The 16447-nt window shown below is 71.8% G+C and carries 14 protein-coding genes; 7 read left to right on the top strand and 7 right to left on the bottom strand.

Going from position 1 to position 16447, the window contains the following annotated elements; genetic code table 11:
* Positions 1 to 983 precede the first annotated feature (983 nt).
* Entirely contained in the window at positions 984 to 2750 is a 1767-nt protein-coding gene (rny, locus tag M8C11_RS29525) for a ribonuclease Y (RefSeq protein ID WP_120571059.1), read from the top strand.
* 66 nt (positions 2751 to 2816) lie between these two features.
* Here rny and M8C11_RS29520 read toward each other — a convergent pair whose 3' ends face one another.
* The 4 genes from M8C11_RS29520 to M8C11_RS29505 form a co-directional block, all read right to left on the bottom strand.
* A complete protein-coding gene (locus M8C11_RS29520) occupies positions 2817 to 3692 on the bottom strand; it encodes an amino acid ABC transporter permease (RefSeq protein ID WP_252454675.1) in 876 nt (291 codons plus the stop codon).
* Positions 3689 to 4345, bottom strand: coding sequence for an amino acid ABC transporter permease (locus tag M8C11_RS29515; RefSeq protein ID WP_013284735.1), 657 nt, complete (start codon positions 4343 to 4345; stop codon positions 3689 to 3691). The genes M8C11_RS29520 and M8C11_RS29515 overlap by 4 nt, the downstream gene beginning before the upstream one ends.
* Before the next feature lie 78 nt (positions 4346 to 4423).
* Positions 4424 to 5359 (bottom strand): glutamate ABC transporter substrate-binding protein, encoded by a 936-nt coding sequence (locus M8C11_RS29510; protein ID WP_121685686.1) that lies wholly within the window; start codon positions 5357 to 5359, stop codon positions 4424 to 4426.
* Between the two features lie 50 nt (positions 5360 to 5409).
* Positions 5410 to 6165 (bottom strand): amino acid ABC transporter ATP-binding protein, encoded by a 756-nt coding sequence (locus tag M8C11_RS29505; RefSeq protein ID WP_120571055.1) that lies wholly within the window; start codon positions 6163 to 6165, stop codon positions 5410 to 5412.
* Between the two features lie 197 nt (positions 6166 to 6362).
* Here M8C11_RS29505 and selD point away from each other — a divergent pair, with 197 nt between their 5' ends.
* A complete protein-coding gene (selD, locus tag M8C11_RS29500) occupies positions 6363 to 7352 on the top strand; it encodes a selenide, water dikinase SelD (protein ID WP_252454673.1) in 990 nt (329 codons plus the stop codon).
* 213 nt (positions 7353 to 7565) lie between these two features.
* Positions 7566 to 8045, top strand: a complete 480-nt coding sequence (locus M8C11_RS29495; RefSeq protein WP_018785973.1) for a hypothetical protein — start codon at positions 7566 to 7568, stop codon at positions 8043 to 8045.
* A gap of 78 nt (positions 8046 to 8123) precedes the next feature.
* Here M8C11_RS29495 and M8C11_RS29490 read toward each other — a convergent pair whose 3' ends face one another.
* Positions 8124 to 8351: a DUF2277 family protein gene (locus M8C11_RS29490; RefSeq protein WP_013284740.1), complete on the bottom strand. Its 228-nt coding sequence runs from the start codon at positions 8349 to 8351 to the stop codon at positions 8124 to 8126.
* A 52-nt stretch (positions 8352 to 8403) separates the two neighbouring features.
* Here M8C11_RS29490 and miaB point away from each other — a divergent pair, with 52 nt between their 5' ends.
* Positions 8404 to 9903 carry a tRNA (N6-isopentenyl adenosine(37)-C2)-methylthiotransferase MiaB gene (gene miaB, locus M8C11_RS29485; protein WP_252454671.1) on the top strand — a complete coding sequence of 500 codons (1500 nt, stop codon included), beginning with the start codon at positions 8404 to 8406 and terminating at the stop codon, positions 9901 to 9903.
* A 46-nt stretch (positions 9904 to 9949) separates the two neighbouring features.
* Here miaB and M8C11_RS29480 read toward each other — a convergent pair whose 3' ends face one another.
* On the bottom strand, positions 9950 to 11572 hold the full coding sequence (locus M8C11_RS29480) for a cellulase family glycosylhydrolase (RefSeq protein WP_120571051.1): 1623 nt from the start codon (positions 11570 to 11572) through the stop codon (positions 9950 to 9952).
* 329 nt (positions 11573 to 11901) lie between these two features.
* Positions 11902 to 13110 carry a DUF349 domain-containing protein gene (locus M8C11_RS29475; protein ID WP_252454669.1) on the bottom strand — a complete coding sequence of 403 codons (1209 nt, stop codon included), beginning with the start codon at positions 13108 to 13110 and terminating at the stop codon, positions 11902 to 11904.
* Positions 13111 to 13314: 204 nt separating this feature from the next.
* Between M8C11_RS29475 and M8C11_RS29470 the strand changes: the two genes are divergently transcribed.
* The 3 genes from M8C11_RS29470 to dapF are packed head-to-tail and all read left to right on the top strand — an operon-like array spanning position 13315 to position 15789.
* On the top strand, positions 13315 to 14034 hold the full coding sequence (locus tag M8C11_RS29470; RefSeq protein ID WP_252454667.1) for a hypothetical protein: 720 nt from the start codon (positions 13315 to 13317) through the stop codon (positions 14032 to 14034).
* Entirely contained in the window at positions 13917 to 14936 is a 1020-nt protein-coding gene (gene miaA / locus M8C11_RS29465) for a tRNA (adenosine(37)-N6)-dimethylallyltransferase MiaA (RefSeq protein ID WP_374669375.1), read from the top strand. The genes M8C11_RS29470 and miaA overlap by 118 nt, the downstream gene beginning before the upstream one ends.
* A gap of 7 nt (positions 14937 to 14943) precedes the next feature.
* Entirely contained in the window at positions 14944 to 15789 is an 846-nt protein-coding gene (gene dapF, locus M8C11_RS29460; RefSeq protein WP_252454664.1) for a diaminopimelate epimerase, read from the top strand.
* The last annotated feature ends 658 nt before the right edge of the window (positions 15790 to 16447 follow it).

The raw sequence follows: 16447 nt of genomic DNA, 5'->3' as shown, positions 1-16447 counted from the left end.
CCCCAGCCCTGCCCGGCCCTGCCCCGCCCGCCCCAGCCCCGTTGATCATGAAGTTGACGGCACTTCCCGTCCGTTTTGTCCAGGCCAACTTCATGATCGAGCCCGTCAACCTCATGATCGTGCGGGGAGGGGCGGGGAGGGTGAGCCGTCGTGCCTCCCTCGGCCGGCGTGCTAGCGGTGGCCTGGCCGGCCCGGCGCGGTGATCAAGGAGTTTGTGTCACCAGAGGGGCCGTGGGGTGAAGTCAACTCCTTGATCGTGTGGGCCGGTGGCGGGCGGCGTCGATGGGGGAGGTGGCCTGAGCAGGTCGGGAGCGGCGAGCAGCGGCGCTGAGGGGCGGAGTTTGTCCGGGCCTGTCCGGCATCTGATCACCGCTGAGTGACGCTGCAACTTCTCTCCGTCCGGGTGGTTTGATCATGACTCCTTGACCGAACGGCCCCTCGCGACCTAGCCTCGCCATACAGGCTCACTTTGCCCGACCAGCGCAGGCTAAGCGCACAACATAGATCTCGTAACAGAACAGCATCACTTTGGCCAGCTACACCGGCCCTTGACGGGCGCTCCGGAGACCCCGGAGCCTCCGACAACTGCAACCGGCCCGCCAGCGGTGCCCCACAGGGGGCACCGCCGACGGAAAGCTGCCCACAGCCAGCCGCTCCGGTCGGGCGTCCAGAGCCGCAGGCGCGTGTCCTTCGCGCGTGTCCTGCGGCGCCGACGTTCAGGGGGAGGCGGCCATGGCAGGGCGGCACAGGTTCACCGGCGGTCTGCCACACGGCCCCGATCCCTCCCCGGCGGGTGACAACCCGGCCACCGAGCCCCGACGCGCCGGCAACGCCGGCCGGACCACCGGGGCAGGGCGGACCGGCAACGCCGGCCGAGCGACCGGGGCAGGGCGGAACGGGGACCCCGGCCGGGCCACCGGAGCAGGGCACGACGCCGGAGCCCGGCGGGCGAACGCGTCCGCGTACCGGTGCGGAGCGGCTCGATGAGCGCCTTCGACGTCGTCCTCCTTCTGGTCGTGCTGCTGCTGGTCGTGGTGGTGGTCGGCGCCGTGCTGTTCGGCGTGCGGACCCTCAAGCGGCTCAGCCTGGCGCCCGCACCGGAGGACCCGGCCTTCATCGCGGAGAAGGACCGGCAGGAGCAGTCCCTCGCGGCGTTGCGGACGGCCGCCGACGAGGTGAACAGCACCATCGACGTGGCGAAGTCCGCCGCCGCGGCGGCGCGGGCCGAGGCGGCTGCCGCCAAGGCGGAGGCGAAGGCGGCCCGGGCCGAGGCGCGGCGGGTGCTCGACGACGCCCGCGCCGAGGCGGACACGGTGCTGGAGCGCGCGCACAAGCAGGCCGAGGCGGACGCCGAGCAGTTGCGTGCCACCGCGCGGCGCAGCGGCGAGCGGGAGGTGGCGGTGCTGGCCGCCACCACCCGGGAGCAGGCCGCCGAGGTGGAACGCCGGGCCGCCCGGATGGACGAGCGGGAGCGGCTGCACACCGAGGAGGTGGAGCGGCTGGCCGAGCGGGAGCGGCAGCTCACCGCCGCCACTGCGGCGCTCGCCGCCCGGGAGGCCGCCCTGGCCGAGCGCGAGCGGACGCTGACCGAGGTGGAGGAGCAGCGCCGCCGGGAGCTGGAGCGGGTGGCGGGCCTGACCGCCGACGCGGCCCGCGCCGAGCTGGTCGACTCGATCGAGGGGCAGGCGAAGCGGGAGGCCGCGCTGCTGGTCCGGGAGATCGAGGCGGACGCCCGGGGCAGCGCCGAGCAGCGCGCCCGCAACATCGTGGTGGACGCCATCCAGCGGGTGGCCAGCGAGCAGACCGCGGAGAGCGTGGTCAGCGTGCTGCACCTGCCCGGCGACGAGATGAAGGGGCGCATCATCGGCCGGGAGGGGCGCAACATCCGCGCCTTCGAGTCGGTCACCGGCGTCAACCTGATCATCGACGACACCCCCGAGGCGGTGCTGCTGTCGTGCTTCGACCCGGTACGCCGGGAGGTCGGCCGGGTCACGCTGGAGAAGCTGGTGCTCGACGGCCGGATCCACCCGCACCGGATCGAGGAGGTCTACGACCTGGCCCGGCAGGAGGTGGAGGAGCTGTGCCTCCGGGCCGCCGAGGACGCGCTGGTCGAGGTCGGCATCACCGAGATCCACCCGGAGCTGGTCACGCTGCTGGGCCGGTTGCGCTACCGGACGTCGTACGGGCAGAACGTCCTGAAGCACCTGGTGGAGACCGCGCACATCGCCGGGGTGATGGCCGCCGAGCTGCGGCTGGACGTGCCGACGATCAAGCGGTGCGCGTTCCTGCACGACATCGGCAAGGCGCTCACCCACGAGGTGGAGGGCAGTCACGCGATCATCGGCGCGGACGTGGCCCGCAAGTACGGCGAGAGCGAGGACGTGGTGCACGCCATCGAGGCGCACCACAACGAGGTGCCGCCGCAGACCATCGAGGCGGTGCTGACCCAGGCGTCTGATGCCTGCTCGGGCGGGCGGCCGGGCGCGCGGCGGGAGAGCCTCGAGGCGTACGTCAAGCGGCTGGAGCGGATCGAGGAGATCGCGGCCGGCAAGCTGGGCGTGGAGAAGGTCTTCGCCATGCAGGCGGGCCGGGAGATCCGGGTGATGGTCAAGCCGGACGACGTGGACGACATCGGCGCGGCGGTGCTGGCCCGGGACGTGGCCAAGCAGATCGAGGAGGAGCTGACCTATCCGGGTCAGATCCGGGTGACAGTGGTGCGCGAGTCCCGGGTCACCGAGATCGCCCGCTGAGCTGCGGCAGGACGGAGAACGGGCGGGTGGGGAGAACCCCACCCGCCCGTTTCGTGTCCCGTCGACTCACAGGGGCGTGACGCCGGTCCCGCCGTCGGTCTGCGTCGCCGGCAGCGGCTTGGCCGCGGTGCGCGGCAGCCGGGTCAGCCGCTTCTGCAGCCACCAGGCCAGCACCGACAGCAGGCCGCAGATGGCGATGTAGATGGCCGCGACGATCAGGTACGTCGGCACGTACGGCAGGCCGAACGCCAGCCGGCCGCCGATCTGCTTGCCCACGAACAGCAGCTCCGGGTACGTGATGATGAAGCCGAGCGCGGTGTCCTTGAGCAGCACGACGAGCTGGCTCACGATCGCCGGGAGCATCGACCGGAACGCCTGCGGCAGCAGGATCAGCCGTAGCACCTGGTTCTTGCGCATGCCGATCGCGTACGCGCCCTCGGACTGCCCGTACGGCACGGCGTTGATGCCGGCGCGGAAGATCTCCGCCAGCACCGAGCCGTTGTAGAGCGTCAACCCGATGACCAGCGCCCAGAACTTGTCGATCGGCCAGCCGTACTGCAGCGGCACGTAGTAGCCGAAGAAGATCAGGATCAGCAGCGGGATGGCCCGGAACAGCTCCACCACGAACGTGGCGGGCGCCCGGAACAACACCTTGTCGCTGAGCCGGGCGCTGGCGAAGAACGCGCCGAACAGCAGTGCCAGCACGGTGGCGACGGCGGCGACCTTCAGCGTCGCCCAGAGGCCGTTCAGCAGCTCCCGCTGCACGGCCGCGTACTGGAACTGTTCCCACTTGCGGGCCTCGAACTGGCCGGTCTGGTCGAACTTGTAGACCACGAACGCGATCAGCGCGAGGATCACCGCGATCGAGACGATGCCGAGGATCCGGTTGCGCCTGCGGGCCTTCGGGCCGGGGATGTCGTAGAGGACGCTGCTGCTGCTCACCGGGCCACCGCCCACTTGCGCTCGAGGATCCGCTGGAGCACCACCAGCGGGATGATCAGGATCAGGAAGCCGATCACGATCCAGGTGAGCACGATGAACTGCGGCTCACCCCGTTCCGACATGTACGCCGGGATGGCGCCGGCCTCCAGCACGGAGAAGCCGGCGGCGATCGTGGTGTTCTTCAGCATGGCGATGAGCACGCTCATCATGGGCGGGACCATGGCCCGCAGCGCCTGCGGCAGCACGATCAGCGTCAGCACCTGGGCGAATGTCATGCCCAGCGCGCGGGCCGCCTCGGCCTGCCCGGTGGCTACCGTGTTCACGCCGGAGCGGACCACCTCGCAGATGAACGCCGAGGTGTACGCGATCAGCGCGATGCAGGCGCTGTTGAAGTAGTCGATGTTGACGTCCAGCTTCGGCACCGCGAAGACGAGGAACGCGAACACCAGCGTCAGGGGAGTGTTGCGCACCAGGTTGACGTAGGTGGCGCCGAACGCCCGCAGCGCGGGGACGGGGGACACCCGCATCGCGCCGAGCAGCATGCCGAGGACGAGACTGCCGACGCCGGCGATCAGGAACAACTTGACGGTGTTGTAGAACCCCTCGCGGAACAGGCTCGCGTTGTCCGTCAGGACGCGGAAGAACTCGCCCATACCTCGCTCTCACTCTCTCCAGACGGGACCGGGCGGGGAGGAGGACCTCCCCGCCCGGTCCGACGTCGGTGCGGACCGTCAGTACCGCTCGAGCTGCGGCGCAGTGGCCGGCGAGCCGGACTTGCCGAGCGTGCCGTCGTAGATCTTCTTCCAGGTGCCGTCGGTGAACGCCGCCTCGATCTGGTCGTTCACGTAGTCACGCAGCGCCTTGTCGTCCTTGGGCAGGCCGATGCCGTACTTCTCGGTGCTGAACGGCTGGCCGACGACCTTGAGCTCGTCCGGGTTCTGCGCGGCGTAGCCCTTGAGGATCGCGTCGTCGGTGGTCACCGCGTCGACCTTCTTGTCGAGCAGCTGCGAGACGCACTCGGAGTAGGTCTTGAACTCGACGATGTTCTCGCCCTCGGTCAGGCCCTCGTCGCGGATCTTCTGGATCGGCGTGGAGCCGGTGGCCGAGCAGACCTTCTTGCCCTTGAGCGTGTCCTTGCCGGTGATCGACGACTCGTCCTTGCGGACCAGCAGGTCCTGGCCGGCGACGAAGTACGGGCCGGCGAAGGAGACGTCGTTCTTGCGCTTGTCGGTGATCGAGTAGGTGCCGACGTAGTAGTCGATCTCGCCACCCTTGATCGCGGTCTCCCGGTTGGCGGACGCGATCTCCTTGTACTCGATCTTCGCCGGGTCGACGCCGAGGGTGCTGGCGACGTACTGGGCGATCTCGATGTCGAAGCCGCAGCGCTTGCCCTGGGCGTCCTTGTAGCCGAGGTTCGGCTGGTCGAACTTGACGCCGATGACGACCTTGCCGGCCGACTTGATCTTCTCGAAGGCCGGGCTGCCGGCGACGTTGGCGTCCGTCTTGGGGGTGAAGGTCACGCCCGAGCTGCTGCAGCTGTCGCCCTGGGCTCCACCGCTGGCGTTGCCGCCGCCGCTGGGAGCGGGGTCCCCCTCCTTGCCACAGGCGGCCGCGGACAGGGCGAGCGAGGCCATCATGGCCACCGCCGCCACGCGCTTGTAACGCATACTCATCTCCTTCTTCGACGGAGTCGACGGGACGACTCCACTACGGACGCTCAGTGGGTGAGGATCTTGGAGAGGAAGTCCTTGGCCCGCTCGCTGCGCGGGTTCGCGAAGAACTCGGCCGGCGGCGCGTCCTCGACCAGCTTGCCGTCGGCCATGAAGATGACCCGGTTGGCCGCGTGCCGGGCGAAGCCCATCTCGTGGGTCACCACGACCATGGTCATGCCGTCGCGGGCCAGCGACGTCATCACGTCCAGCACCTCGCCGACCATCTCCGGGTCCAGCGCGCTCGTCGGCTCGTCGAACAGCATCGCCTTGGGCTGCATGGCCAGCGCGCGGGCGATCGCCGCTCGCTGCTGCTGACCGCCGGAGAGCTGCGCCGGGTACTTGTCCGCCTGGTTGGCGATGCCGACGCGGTCCAGCAGGGCCAGGCCGCGCTCACGGGCGGCGGCCGGCTTCTCCTTGCGGACCTTGACCGGCCCCAGCGCGACGTTCTCCAGGATGGTCTTGTGCGCGAAGAGGTTGAACGACTGGAACACCATGCCGACCTCGCTGCGCAGCTTGGCCAGGGGCTTGCCCTCGGCCGGAAGCGGCTGCCCGTCGAAGGTGATGGTGCCGGAGTCGATCGGCTCCAGCCGGTTGATCGTGCGGCAGAGCGTCGACTTGCCGGAGCCGGACGGGCCGATCACCACGACCACCTCGCCCCGGTCGACGGAGAGGGACACGTCGTCGAGCACGTGCAGCGGCCCGAACCACTTGTTGACCCCGTCGAGCACGATCAGCGGGTCGCCCGTCGTCACGTCGTCCACCGTCCCTGTCGTCCATGGCGGAATTCGGGGGTCGGTCGACCCCCGGTTGGGCAACTGTAGGCGGGGTGATGTGGCAGAACGCAACTCAGATGGTCACGGAGCGGTAACACCGGTCACGGGCGTACCGGCCCGTCCGAATTTCGTCACCCGAGGGGGGCCGAGTGGCGCCGTCGCCGCAGGCCCGAGATCATGAGGGGATGACCGACGCGATCCGGCTGACCGACTACGCCCGCGGTGGCGGTTGCGCCTGCAAGATCCCACCCGGCGAGCTGGAGGCGATGGTCGCCGGTCTCGGCGCCACCGGAGGCTCGGCCGACCTGCTGGTCGGCCTGGAGAACGGTGACGACGCCGCGGTGGTCCGGCTGGACGAGCGTACGGGCCTGGTGAGCACCGCCGACTTCTTCACCCCGGTGGTCGACGACGCCTACGACTGGGGGCGCATCGCCGCCGCCAACGCGCTCTCCGACGTGTACGCGATGGGCGGCACCCCGCTCGTCGCGCTCAACCTGCTCTGCTGGCCGCGGGGCGTGCTGCCGCCGGAGATGGCCCGCGAGGTGCTGCGCGGCGGTCTGGACGTGGCCCGGGAGGCGGACTGCCACCTGGCCGGCGGGCACAGCGTGGACGACGACAGCCCGAAGTACGGCCTGGCGGTCACCGGCCTGGTCCGGCCGGAGGAGCTGATCACGCTCGACGCCGGGCGGGCCGGGTTGCCGCTGTCGCTGACCAAGCCGCTCGGGGTGGGCGTGCTCAACACCCGGCACAAGCAGACCGGGCAGCGCTTCCCCGAGGCGGTCGAGTCGATGGCCCGGCTCAACCGGGACGCGGCCCGCGCGGCGGTGGCCGCGGGCATCCGCTGCGGCACCGACGTGACCGGTTTCGGCCTGCTCGGGCACGCCTCGAAGCTGGCCCGCGCGAGCCGCCTGACGGTGGCGATCGACGCGGCGGCGGTGCCGTACCTGCCGGGTGCGCGGGAGGCGTTGCGCGACGGGTACGTCAGCGGCGGCACCCGGCGCAACCTGGAGTGGGTCATGCCGTGGACCGACTTCGGCGGTGCGGACGAGGGGGAGCGGCTGCTGCTCGCCGACGCGCAGACCTCCGGTGGCCTGCTGGTCGCCGGTGAGGTGCCGGGCGGCACGGTGATCGGTGAGCTGCTACCTGCTTCGGAGCACCTGATCCGGGTGCGCTGAGCCTCGGTTTCGCGGCGCGGCCGGGCCGCCGGCGCGCCACCGTACCCGATAAACTGTCATCTTCCAGCTACTCTGGGCAACGTCGCCCGAGGGAATTTTGCCCGGAATGGTCACAGACCGGTAACTTGCGCCCGGCTGAGGTCAAATGCACCCCACCATCGTCATTAAGGCCCGATCCGGAGGCCGGTGGAACGAGCGCAGCGAGGAGGCGGCATGACCGAGCTGTGGAACTGGAGAATCGACGGCGGTGAGCCGGTGGAGGTCTACCCGGCACTGGCCGAGGCGCTCGGCCGGGTGGTGATGCCCATGGCCGTCGCCGACCCGATGCGGCTCCCCGCGTACGCGGTGGTCTGCGACGTGTGGGAGGCACCCGGGCTGTACGGCACGGTGGTCGACTGTTACGGCGTGCCCGAGAGCCTGACCGAGCTGCCCGCGATCGCGGCGCTGGCCCGGCTGCTGGGCCGCAACTGCCTGACGCGTGACGACACGCTCGACGCCGGCCGGCACCTGCTGGTCGCGCCGGACGGCACGATCCGGCCGGTGCACTTCGACGTGGCCGACACCGACGACGGTGAGGTGCTCAGCCACCACCGGCTCTGCACTGTCGCCGACGCGCGCTGCCGGGGCTGGTCGCAGTGCCACCGCTCCCGGTGGGCCCCCGACACGGTCGCCCCGGCGCTCGCCGCCGCCTGAGCGCGGACGCCGGCGGGCACCCGTGAGCGGTGCTCGCCGCCGTGTCCCCGCCGGCGGCGAGCGGTGGCGGCCCCGGGCTCAGCCCCGGGCCGCCGGCTGCTGCCCCCGCACCACGAGCTGGTCGAGCAGCGTCGCGGTGGCGGCGGCCACGGCGTCCACCGCGGCGTCGAACGCCGCGGCGTTGTGGGCGGCGGGGGTACGGAATCCGGAGATCTTCCGGACGTACTGCAACGCGGCGGCGCGGATGTCCTCCTCGGTCACCACCGGGACGTACGGCTCACGCAGGGTCTTGATGCTCCGGCACACGGCTCCTCCTCGTTCGATCCGATCGGCTCCACCCGGATACGCTGTCCGGGTCATGACTACCGCAGCCGCGGGCAGCCCGCGCACCTACCAGGTGCGTACGTACGGCTGCCAGATGAACGTGCACGACTCCGAGCGCATCTCCGGCCTCCTCGAGGATGCCGGGTACGTGCGCGCCGCGGAGGCCGACGACCAGCCCGACGTGGTGGTGTTCAACACCTGCGCGGTCCGGGAGAACGCCGACAACCGCCTCTACGGCAACCTGGGTCATCTGCGCCCCGTGAAGGCGAAGCACCCCGGGATGCAGATCGCGGTCGGCGGCTGCCTGGCCCAGAAGGACCGGGGCGACATCGTCCGCAAGGCGCCCTGGGTGGACGTCGTCTTCGGCACGCACAACATCGGCTCGCTGCCGGCGCTGCTGGACCGGGCGCGGCACAACACCGCGGCCGAGGTCGAGATCCTGGAGTCGCTGGAGGTCTTCCCCTCCACGCTGCCGACCCGGCGCGAGTCGACGTACGCCGGGTGGGTCTCGATCTCCGTCGGCTGCAACAACACGTGCACGTTCTGCATCGTGCCCTCCCTGCGCGGCAAGGAGAAGGACCGCCGCCCCGGCGACATCCTCTCCGAGGTGCGCGCGCTGGTCGACTCCGGCGTGCTGGAGGTGACGCTGCTCGGGCAGAACGTCAACTCCTACGGCGTCGAGTTCGGCGACCGGTACGCCTTCGGCAAGCTGCTGCGCGCCTGCGGCGACATCGACGGGCTGGAGCGGGTGCGGTTCACCAGCCCGCACCCGAAGGACTTCACCGACGACGTGATCGCCGCGATGGCCGAGACGCCCAACGTCTGCCACTCGCTGCACATGCCGTTGCAGTCCGGCTCCGACGACGTGCTGCGGGCGATGCGCCGTTCGTACCGGTCGGAGCGTTACCTGGGGATCATCTCCAAGGTCCGGGCGGCGATGCCGGACGCGGCGATCACCACCGACATCATCGTCGGCTTCCCGGGGGAGACCGAGGCCGACTTCGCCCGCACGCTCGACGTGGTGCGGGAGGCGCGGTTCTCCTCGGCGTTCACGTTCCAGTACTCCAAGCGCCCCGGCACCCCGGCCGCGACCATGGACGGCCAGCTGCCCAAGCAGGTCGTGCAGGAACGCTACGAGCGGCTGATCGCCTGCGTCGAGGAGATCACCTGGGCGGAGAACAAGAAGCTGGTCGGCGAGACCGTCGAGGTGCTGGTGGCGGTCGGCGAGGGCCGCAAGGACGAGCGCACCGGCCGGATGTCCGGCCGGGCCCGCGACGGCCGGCTCGTGCACTTCGCCACCGGTGAGCTGGCCGGGCGGATCCGCCCCGGCGACATCGTGCACACAGTCGTCACGTACGCCGCCCCGCACCACCTGAACGCCGACGGCGCGCCGCTGGCGCACCGGCGCACCCGGGCCGGGGACGCGGCCGAGGCGGGACAGGTTCCGCGTACCCCCGGGGTGCTGCTCGGACTGCCGACGGTCGGCGCGCCGGCCGCGGCGCCCGCCCCCGTCGGCGGCTGCGCCGCGCACTGAGCCGAGCGTGACGGCGGGGGCCGAGCCGGCCCCCGCCGTCACTGCCTCAGCAGGCGGTGCCGTTGAGCTTCACGCTGCCCGGCGTCGCGGCGGTGCCGTTGGCGGTGAAGCCGACGGTGACCGACGCGCCCGGCGCCAGCGACGACGCCCAGGCCGGCGCGGCCGCCGTCACCGTGGTGCCGGACTGCGTGACAGTGGCGTTCCAGCCGCTGGCGAGCGTCACCCCGGACGGCCAGGTCCAGGTGGCCGACCACGGGTTCACCGCGGCGGTGCCGGTGTTCTTGACGGTCAGCTCACCCTGGAAGCCGCCCGCCCAGGAGTTGATCTGCTTGTAGGTGGCGGTGCAGCCACCGGTCACCGGAGGCGGCGGGGTGGTCGGCGCCGGCGAGGTGTTCGGCGTGCCGGTGGGGGACGGGCTGGTGGTGCCGCCACCGCCGGTCGGCGGGATCAGGTACGGCGTCAGGATGTCCTGCTTCGGCTGGTTGATCGTGGTCCAGTCGTCGTTGGCGATGCCGCCGGTGTCACCCGAGTTCGGGTTCCACGACCAGTACGTGAACGACATGCCGTTCACGCCGGTGCCGGTGTACGCCATCAGGTTCTGCAGCCAGATCTTGTCCTTCGGGTCCTGGAGCGTGGTGCCGAACTCGCCCATCATGATCGGCGCGATGTTCTGCTTGTAGAGGTAGCCCCAGTACTTGTCCCAGATGGCCGGCATGTTCGCCGGGTACGACGGGTCGTCGAACCAGGCCTGCCGGTAGACCGACGTGGCGTACTCGTGCGGCGAGTAGACCAGCCGGTTGGCCACGTTCAGCCGGACCGGGAACTGCCCGGCCTTGGACAGGTTGCCGCCCCACCAGCCGCAGTCCTCGTCGTTGCTGGGGTCGTTGTCCCAGACGTTCGACAGGCCGCCGCTCGGGCAGCTCACCCCCTCCACGAAGATCAGCCAGTTCGGCTGCACGCCGAGGATCGCGTTGCCGGCCCGCTCGGCGGCCAGCCGCCAGTCCCGGGCGGTGTCGCCGCAGCCCCAGCAGGCGCCGGTGGCGGCCGGGTTGGTGCCCTCGGCGTGCGGCTCGTTGTGCAGGTCCGCGCCGATCACAGTGGTGTTGCCGGCGTACCGCTGGGCCAGCATCTTCCAGTCGTTGATCCAGGTCGCCTCGGAGACGGTCGAGGTGTACCAGAGCGGCGACTGCCCGGCCGACGTGGGCCGGTGCCGGTCCAGGATGACCCGCATCCCCTTGCTGCCCGCGTAGTCGATGACCTTGTCGAGGATCTGCAACGGCGACAGCCCGATCAGGTCCGGGTTGACGAAGTCGTTGATGCCGGTCGCGGTCGCGCCGGACTTGAGCGCGTCGTTCGAGTACGGGATGCGCAGCGTGTTGTAGCCCAGCCGGGCCATGGTGTCGAGCTGCGAGCGCCACGGGTTGCTCGACCACAGGCCGTGGAACGTCTTGTTGTCGGTCTCCATCCCGAACCAGTTGATGCCGGTCAGCCGGACGGTCGCGCCCGTACTGTCGACGATCTTGTTGCCGCTGGTGTGCAGGTAACCGGTGCCGGTGCCACCGGCCGCCGCGGCGGCCGGTGCGGTGGAGACGGCGGCGGCGACGAGAACGCCGGCCGCTGCGGTGGCGAGCGCCGTCAGGGCGCCGCCGAGGGCGGTGCGTCGGTGCATGGAAGCTCCACTTCGGATGCCCGCGCCGCACGGGCGCCGCGGGCGGCAGGACCAGGAGGCACGTCCCGCTCGTCATCGAGTACGCGCGCAGCGCGCGCCGGGCCGTGTCGTGTGGACGGCCACCCGCGAGATGTCACACCGGCGATCGTCGACGGCGAGATCAGCCGTCGGTGCCCTCGTGCCGGTGCCTGAACCTGGCTCCGCCGCTCATTCTGATCAGCCCACCTCGATGCGTCAACCCGGCCCGGACGCAGGTGAGCCCCCGGCCGACCGGCCGGGGGCTCACCCGATGTGTCTGTCCGCCGGCCTGCCCGGCCGGGGTGCTTCCGTCAGCCGGCCTGCTCGGCGAGCTGGAGGAACTGCCGCTTCGAGGCGAGCGCCTGCTCGGCCTCCTTGATCCGGCGGGCGTCACCGGCGGCCTGGGCCCGGGCCAGCCGGTCCTCGGCCTCGGCGACCTGGGCGCGCATCTGCGCCAGCAGCGGGTTGTCCTCCTTGGAGGTGCGCCGCCACGCCGAGTCCATCACCTCGCGGACCTTGTCGTCCACGGCCCGCAGCCGGCGCTCCAGCCCGGCGGCGGCCTCGCGGGGCACCCGGCCGGCCTCGTGCCACTGCGCCTGGATCTCCCGCAGCTTCGCCTGGGCGCCCTTCGGGTCGCCGTCGACGTCCAGCGCCTCGGCCTCGGCCAGCAGCGCCTGCTTGCGCTCCAGGTTGGCGCGCTGCTCGTTGTCGCGCGCCGAGAAGACCTCGCTGCGGCGGGTGAAGAACTCGTCCTGCGCGGCGCGGAACCGTTCCCAGAGCTTCTGCTCGGCCTCCTTGGCGGCGCGCGGCGCGGCCTTCCACTGGGCCATCAGGTCCTTGAGCTGACCGGCGGTGACGCCCCAGTCGGTGGACTCCTTGAGCTTCTCCGCCTCGGCGACCAGCTCCTCCTTGACCGTCTGCGCCTGCTTGCGCTGCTGGTCGAGGGAGGCGAAGTGGGCGCCCCGGCGGCGGGTGAAGCCGTCCCGCGCGGCGGCGAACCGCTTCCACAGCTCACCGTCGGTCTTCTTGTCGACGCCGCGGATGGTCTTCCACTCGTCGAGGATCTCCTTGAGCCGGTCACCGGCGGTCTTCCAGCCGGTCGACTCGGCGGCCAGCTTCTCGGCCTCCTCGACCAGGGCGGTCTTGCGCGCCACCGCCTCGCCCCGGGCGGCCTCGCGGGCCGCCTTGGCCTCGCCGGCCTTCTCCTCGGCGACGGTGGCCAGCTTGTCCAGGCGGGCGGCCAAGGCGTCGATGTCACCGACCACGTGCGCCTCGGCCAGCGACCCACGGATCCGGCGGATCGTGGTCAGGGAGTGGCCGGCATCAGCCGCGCCCGAGTTGAGCCGCGCCTCGGTCAGGTCGACCTCGGTCACCAGATCGGCGTAGCGCCGGGCGAAATGGGCGAGCCCTTCCTCCGGTGCCCCTGCCTGCCAGGATCCGACCACCCGCTCGCCCTCGGCGGTCTTGACGTAGACGGTGCCGTCCTCGTCGACCCGTCCGAAGGCAGTCCAGTCGCTCATGTGCCCATCCTCGTTCTCCCGGCGTCGAGGGGACAGCCCCCTCGTTCGCCGCCACGGCGCAGCAAACTTTCTCCCGGCATTGTCACAGGTCCGCCCCCGTCCGTGTCGAGCGCCTGTCGCCGACCGTGACCATACGGTGTTGTACGCCCCCGATGACCGGATCGGCGCGGGGACGCACCGGGGGACCCCGATAGGTTTGGGGGCGTGCCCCTGGTCGCCGCCGCCGTCTGCCCCCACCCGCCGTTGATCGTGCCCGAGCTGGCCGGCGCCGCCGCGCCCGAGCTGGACGACCTGCGCGCCGCCACCGACGCCGCCGTCGCCCGGCTGCTCGCCGCCGAGCCGGAGGCGATCCTGCTCGTCGGCGGCGGACCGGAGACGGTCCGGTTCAACGCCGCCGACTGGGGCTCGCTGCGGCGCTTCGGGCTCGACCGGCCGGTGCGGCTGTGGAAGACCTCCTGCTCCGGTGGCGAGGTCCTGCCGCTGAGCCTGACGATCGGCGCCTGGCTGCTGAACCGCTCCGGCACCGAGCTGCCCCGGCTGGCCCGCTCCGTGGCGCACGACGCCACACCGGCCGAGTGCGCGGCGTTCGGTGCGAGCCTGATCCTCGACGACGATCCGCGGGTCGCGCTGCTCGTGCTCGGCGACGGGTCCGCCTGCCGGGGCGTCAAGGCGCCGGGGTACGACGACCCGCGCGCCGAGGCGTACGACGAGGGGGTCGCCGCGGCGCTGGCGGGCGCGGACGCCGACGCCCTGCGCGGCCTGGACCCGGTGCTGTCCGCCGAGCTGCGGGTCGCCGGGCGGGCGCCGTGGCAGGTGCTGGCCGGCGCGGTCGGCGCGGCGGGCGGCGACTGGCGCGGCGAGCTGAGCCACCACCGCGCCCCCTACGGCGTTGCCTACTTCGTGGCGAACTGGGAGCGGTCGTGACAGTCGTGGCGGTGGTCGGGCCGACCGCGGCCGGGAAGTCGGCGCTGAGCATCGCGCTGGCGCACGCGCTCGACGGCGAGGTGGTCAACGCCGACTCGATGCAGCTCTACCGGGGCATGGACATCGGCACCGCCAAGCTGACGCCGGCCGAGCGCGAGGGCGTGCCGCACCACCTGCTGGACATCTGGCCGGTCACCGAGCCGGCCAGCGTCGCGGAATACCAGACGCTGGCCCGCGCGGCGGTCGACGACATCCTGGCCCGGGGCCGGGTGCCGCTGCTGGTCGGCGGCTCCGGGCTGTACGTGCGGGCGGTGCTGGAACGGTTCGAGTTCCCCGGCACCGACCCGGCGCTGCGGGAGCGGCTGGAGGCGGAACTCGCGGCGGTCGGCCCCCTGCCGCTGCACGCGCGGCTGACCGAGGCCGACCCGGGCGCGGCGGCGAGCATCCTGCCCACCAACGGGCGGCGGATCGTGCGGGCGCTGGAGGTGATCGAGCTGACCGGCGCGCCGTTCACCGCGTCGCTGCCGTCACCCACGCCGTACTACCCGTCCGTGCAGCTCGGCGTCGACCTGGACACCCCGCTCCTGGACGAGCGGATCGCGCTGCGGGTGGACCGGATGTGGGCCGACGGACTGGTCGACGAGGTGCGGGCGCTGGTCGGCGAAGGGCTGCCCGAGGGGCGGACGGCCAGCCGGGCGCTCGGCTACCAGCAGGTGCTGCGGTTCCTGGCCGGCGAGATGACCGAGGCCGAAGCGCACGAGGAGACGATCCGCGCCACCCGCCGGTTCGTGCGGCGGCAGCGCTCCTGGTTCCGGCGTGACCCGCGCATCCACTGGCTGGACTCGGCCTCGCCCGCGTTTCTCGACACTGCCCTGCGGGTGGTCGCCGAGCATCGGCGATGATGGGGGCGTGGAGTTCACCAAGGGTCACGGCACCGGCAACGACTTCGTCATCCTGCCCGACCCGGACGGCGCCCTCGACCTGACACCCGGCCTGGTCGCCGCGCTCTGCGACAGGCGGCGCGGCCTCGGCGGCGACGGCGTGCTGCGCGTCGTACGGGCCGCCAAGCACCCCGAGGGCGTCGCGCTGGCGGGCGAGGCCGAGTGGTTCATGGACTACTGGAACTCCGACGGCTCGTTCGCCGAGATGTGCGGCAACGGGGCCCGCGTGTTCGTCCGCTACCTGCTGGACCGTTCGCTGGCCGCCCCGTCGGGCGGGACGCTCCCGATCGCGACCCGCGCCGGCCTGGTGCGGGCCCGCGTCGAGGGCGCGGACGTGGCGGTCGAGATGCGCCGCCCCCGGCTGTACGACACGGCGACCGCCACGCTCGGCGGGCTGACGCTGGCCGGTACCGCCGTGGACGTCGGCAACCCGCACCTGGTGTGCGCGTTGCCCGCCGCGCTGGAACTCACCGGCCTGGACCTGACCCGCGCGCCCGAGGTCGACGCCTCGGCGTTCCCGTCCGGAGTGAACGTCGAGTTCACCACGCCGGGCGAGCCGGTCGACGGCACCGACGGGCACGTGCTGATGCGGGTCTACGAGCGCGGCTCCGCCGAGACGCTCTCCTGCGGGACCGGCGCGTGCGCGGTGGCGGCGGTGGCGTTGCGCGACGCCGGCCTGGACACCGGCACGATGACAGTCGACGTCCCCGGCGGGCGTCTGACGGTCACCGTGACAGCCGATTCGTGCTGGCTCTCCGGCCCGGCGGTCCTGGTGGCGACCGGCACCCTGACCCCGTCCGCCCTGACTCCCTGACCGTTCCCGCCTTCGGTGCCTCTGCCGGTTGATCAAGGAGTTTGTGGCGGATTTTCAGGCTCTGGTGACGCGAACTCCTTGGTCAACACCCGGGCTGAGTGGTGTTTCGCGGGCCAGCCGTCCCGCCCCGCGGCGCACTGCTGCCAGGGCGTCCCGCCCTCGGCGCGCTGCCGTGCTGCTGCCCGCATGATCAACACCAGTTCGGGGAAGTGGTGGTGTCGTGGGGCCTCTGATGCCACCACTCCGGCGAAGTGGTGTTGATCAAGGGTGCTGATGCCACCACTTCGGGGAAGTGGAGTCGATCAAGCGCGGCGATGGGTCCTTCTGCCTGACTTGTCCCGTCAAGGCGAGCCGCTGTCGGAGATCTTGGAAGATTCGGGCCCCTCTGAGGGCCGTTTCCTTCCAAGATCTCGTGTGGACGCGCCGGGGACGCCTGACTATGCGGGTGCGGGTGCGCACGCGCGTGCGCCGCCCCGGTGGGAGGTGTTGCCCCGCGAAGCGCCCCCCGCGAGGCGGTGCCCTGCGAGGCGGTGCCCCGTTACCTTTTTGATCGTCCCCAGCCGGGGACTCCTCGGTCGCCCGGCCCGGTATGACTTCCTGCCCCTGTCGTTCGGATGATCCGGGGGGTGTTGTCGCCGGGTCGGGTGGCGTCGGCGGA

The sequence above is a fragment of the Micromonospora sp. CPM1 genome, from assembly GCF_023896895.1.
GTDB classification, from domain to species: Bacteria; Actinomycetota; Actinomycetes; order Mycobacteriales; family Micromonosporaceae; genus Micromonospora; species Micromonospora tulbaghiae.
Note: the sequence above shows the minus strand (reverse complement) of the source record. Positions and strands in the feature narration are given on the sequence as shown.